Raw genomic sequence first — 3,938 nt, 5'->3', positions numbered from 1 at the left:
GCGCCTGCTCGCCTCCGGGGTCGCGCTGCCGTGGGCGCTGCGCGCCCAGCGCCTGCTCGCCGACGAGTGGGACGTGGCCGCCGACGTGTACTCCGCCCCGTCGTGGACCGAACTGCGCCGCGAGGCGCTCGACTGCGAGAGCTGGAACCGGGCGCACCCGGACCGCACCCCCCGTGTGCCGTACGTGACCTCGGTCCTGGCCGCCGGTGCCGGTCCCGTCGTCGCGGTCAGCGACTGGATGCGTGCGGTGCCCGACCAGATCCGCCCGTGGGTACCGGGCCGCTACACCTCGCTGGGCACCGACGGCTTCGGCTGCTCGGACACCCGCTTCGCGCTGCGGCGCCACTTCGCGGTGGACGCCGAGTCGATCACCGCGGCCACGCTCGCCGAACTCGCGGCCGACGGCGTGCTGGGAAGCGAGACCGTCGTCGAGGCGCGGCGGCGCTACCGGCTGGACGACCCGGACTATCACCCGACCGGCATGTCGGCGGGCGGTGACGCGTGAGGCGGGCACACGAAAGGAGCGGAAACATGGGCGGTGCGGACCGGAGCGGTGCGGACCCGGGCAGGGCGGAGCTGGTGGTGCGGGCGAAGCGGATGGTGACCCCGTCCGGGGAACGCGAGGCAGCGCTGGTGATCCGGGACGGCGAGATCGTCGCGGTGGAGGGGATCGATGTCGCCGTGCCGGGAGCCGACCAGGTGCGGCTGGCCGACGACGAGGTGCTGCTTCCCGGCCTGGTGGACACGCACGTGCACGTCAACGATCCCGGGCGCGCCGAGTGGGAGGGCTTTTCCACCGCCACACGCGCCGCCGCGGCGGGCGGTGTCACCACGCTGGTGGACATGCCGCTCAACAGCATCCCGCCCACGGTCGAGGTCGCGGCGCTGGAGACCAAGCGCGCGGCGGCCAGGGACCGCCTCGCCGTGGACGTCGGATTCTGGGGCGGCGCCGTACCGGGCAACCTCGCCGACCTGCGGCCCCTGCACGACGCCGGCGTCTTCGGCTTCAAGTGCTTCCTGCTGCACTCCGGCGTCGACGAGTTCGGCCACCTCGACCCGGCCGGACTCGACGCGGCCATGCGGGAGATCGCCGCGTTCGACGGGCTATTGATCGTCCACGCCGAGGACCACGCCGAGATCGACAACGCCCCCGCGTGCCACGGCACCGACTACCGGGGCTTTCTCGCCTCGCGGCCCCGCGAGGCGGAGAACCGGGCGGTGCGGCAGGTCGTCGAGCTGGCCGCGCGCACGGGCTGCCGGGTCCACATCCTGCACGTGTCGAGCGCGGACGCGGTGCCGGTCCTGGCCGAGGCCCGCGAGCGGGGCCTTCCGGTCACCGCCGAGACCTGCCCGCACTACCTGGCGCTGTCGGCCGAGGACGTGCCCGCGGGGGCCACCGAGTACAAGTGCTGCCCGCCGATCCGGGAGCGGGCCAACCGGGACCGGCTGTGGGCGGCCCTGCGCGACGGTGTGCTCGACTGTGTGGTCAGCGACCACTCGCCGAGCACCGTCGACCTCAAGCACCTCGACACCGGCGACTTCGGCACGGCCTGGGGCGGCATCTCCTCGCTGCAACTCGGGCTGCCGGTGGTGTGGACCCACGCGCGGGAGCGCGGTTTCCGGCTGTCCGACCTGGTCCGGTGGATGTGCGCGGGGCCCGCCGCGCAGGTCGGCCTGCGCCGCAAGGGCCACCTCGCCCCCGGCCACGACGCCGACTTCTGCGTGTTCGCCCCGGACGAGGAGTTCGTCGTCGACGCCCGCGCACTGCACCACCGCCACGCGCTGACCCCCTACGACGGCCATCGCCTCCGGGGCGTGGTGCGCGGCACGTGGTTGCGGGGCGCGCCGGTCGAGCCCGACGGTGCCCCGCGCGGCCGGATGCTCGTGCGAGGGGCGAGGTGACCACCCGGCCGAGTGTGACCGCCCGTGCCCGGACGAGAGGAGAACGAGCATGAGCCAGCGCTACTACGTGCCCACCGGGGGACTGCCCCCGCAGACCCAGCTCACGACCGACCGCGCCGTGTTCACCGAGTCCTACGCCGTGCTGCCACGCGGCACGATGACCGACATCGTCGCCAGCCGCCTGCCGTTCTGGTCCGGAACCCGGGCGTGGGTGCTGGCGCGGCCGCTGTCCGGGTTCGCCGAGACCTTCTCGCAATACCTCATGGAGGTCTCCCCCGGCGGTGGGTCCGACCGGCCGGAGCCGGACTCCCGCGCCGAGGGCGTGCTGTTCGTCGTCGGCGGCGAACTCCACGTCACGATCGACGGCGCGGGCCACGTGCTCGGTGAGGGCGGTTACGCGTACGTGCCACCCGGCACGACGTGGACCGCGCACAACGCCGGTGGCGCACCGGCGCGGTTCCACTGGGTCCGCAAGATCTACGACCGCGTCGAGGGCATCGCGGTGCCGGAACCCTTCGTGACCCACGACCGCGACGTCGAGCCCACCCCGATGCCGGACACCGACGGCGCGTGGGCCACCACGCGGTTCGTGGACCCGGCCGACCTCCGCCACGACATGCACGTCTCGATCGTCACGTTCGAGCCCGGCGGCGCGATCCCGTTCCCCGAGACCCACGTTATGGAACACGGCCTGTACATACTGGAGGGCAAGGGCGTGTACCTGCTCAACAAGGACTGGGTCGAGGTACAGGAAGGCGACTTCCTGTGGCTGCGCGCGTTCTGCCCTCAGGCGTGCTACGCGGGCGGACCTGGCCGCTTCCGGTACCTGCTCTACAAGGACGTCAACCGGCACGCTCCCCTCGGCCACGCCGGGTTGTGACCTCCGGTGCCCGGTGACCGGGCCCGGATTACCGCGTGTCGCCGTCGCGCGGGTCGCCACCCGTGGGGGTGCGACGGCGACACGCTGAATAGATCGTTATACACACGACCCTGGGGAGCCCGGTACGCTCCGGCTCACCCGTCCCGCCCACGGTCACGGGGCGTGGACCGGCACGCCCGTCACGAGCAGCAGCACGACGTCGAGGGCCGCCACCAGCAGGACCGCACGGAAGCCGGACCTCGGGCCCCCGAGCACTCCGGCCCCGACGAGCGCCAGCGAGACCGGCAACGCCGCCGTACCGACCGGCGTGGGCGCCCCGTCCGGCCCGAACACCAGCAGCGCCGAGGCCGCCAGGACCAGCACCGCGCTCACCAGCCTGCACAGGTCCGGACCCAGCCGGTGCGGCAGGCCCCGCACACCGGTCACGGCGTCGTCGTGCAGATCGGGCAGGACGTTGACGAAATGCGCCGCGCAGCCCAGGCACGCCGCCGCCGCGATCAGCCACACCGGCGGCAGCGGTGCCCCCGGGAGCCCGAGCGTCACCACCGCGGGCAGGATCCCGAACGAGACCGCGTAGGGCAGCACCGACAGCGGTGTGCTCTTGAGGCCGAGGTCGTAGGCCCACGCCGAGGCCAGCGCGGCCAGGTGTGCCCCGGCCGCGGGCAGCCCGACCGGCAGGCACAGCACGACCGCGCCCGGCGCCGCGACCACGAACGAGGTCCGCACGACCGGGACGGAGACCCGGCCGGAGACCACGGGTTTGTCCCTGCGGCCGACGGCCGCGTCCCGACCCGCGTCGACGAGGTCGTTGAGCCAGCCGACGGACAACTGACCGGCGAGCACGGCCGCGGTGATCACCAGGACCGCTCCCGTGGACCAGCCCACACCGACGGCGAGCCCGGCGGCGATCCCCGTCACGACCAGCGCGGGCAGGGGGTGCGCCGCGCGGCCCAGCCCCATCGCCGTCGCCACGACCTGCCGCACACGAGCAAGTGTGCCAGCGTCGGAGGAGTGGAGCAGGACTCGGCCCGCGCGACGGTGCCGCGCAACGACCCGGCGCTCTACGAGCGCCTGTCCGACCAGTGGTGGCGACCGCGCGGCGCGTTCGCGATGCTGCACTGGCTCGCCGCGGCCCGGGGCGCACTCGTGCCGCCCG

4 protein-coding genes are annotated in these 3,938 nt (G+C 73.9%); 3 read left to right on the top strand and 1 reads right to left on the bottom strand.

Annotated features, from left to right (window positions below; genetic code table 11):
* The 3 genes from SACSA_RS26370 to SACSA_RS0118335 form a co-directional block, all read left to right on the top strand.
* The coding region (locus tag SACSA_RS26370; RefSeq protein ID WP_048876979.1) for a transketolase-like TK C-terminal-containing protein at positions 1–505 on the top strand (505 nt) is incomplete at its 5' end.
* 26 nt (positions 506–531) lie between these two features.
* A complete protein-coding gene (gene allB, locus SACSA_RS0118340) occupies positions 532–1,902 on the top strand; it encodes an allantoinase AllB (protein WP_019819189.1) in 1,371 nt (456 codons plus the stop codon).
* 49 nt (positions 1,903–1,951) lie between these two features.
* Positions 1,952–2,782, top strand: coding sequence for a bifunctional allantoicase/(S)-ureidoglycine aminohydrolase (locus SACSA_RS0118335; RefSeq protein WP_019819188.1), 831 nt, complete (start codon positions 1,952–1,954; stop codon positions 2,780–2,782).
* 153 nt (positions 2,783–2,935) lie between these two features.
* On the opposite strand, the gene SACSA_RS0118330 is transcribed toward SACSA_RS0118335, so the two are convergent.
* Positions 2,936–3,766: a UbiA family prenyltransferase gene (locus SACSA_RS0118330; RefSeq protein WP_019819187.1), complete on the bottom strand. Its 831-nt coding sequence runs from the start codon at positions 3,764–3,766 to the stop codon at positions 2,936–2,938.
* Between the last annotated feature and the right edge of the window lie 172 nt (positions 3,767–3,938).

Source organism: Saccharomonospora saliphila YIM 90502 (genome assembly GCF_000383795.1).
Lineage (GTDB): Bacteria > Actinomycetota > Actinomycetes > Mycobacteriales > Pseudonocardiaceae > Saccharomonospora > Saccharomonospora saliphila.
This window is presented reverse-complemented; position numbering and strand designations above follow the sequence as displayed.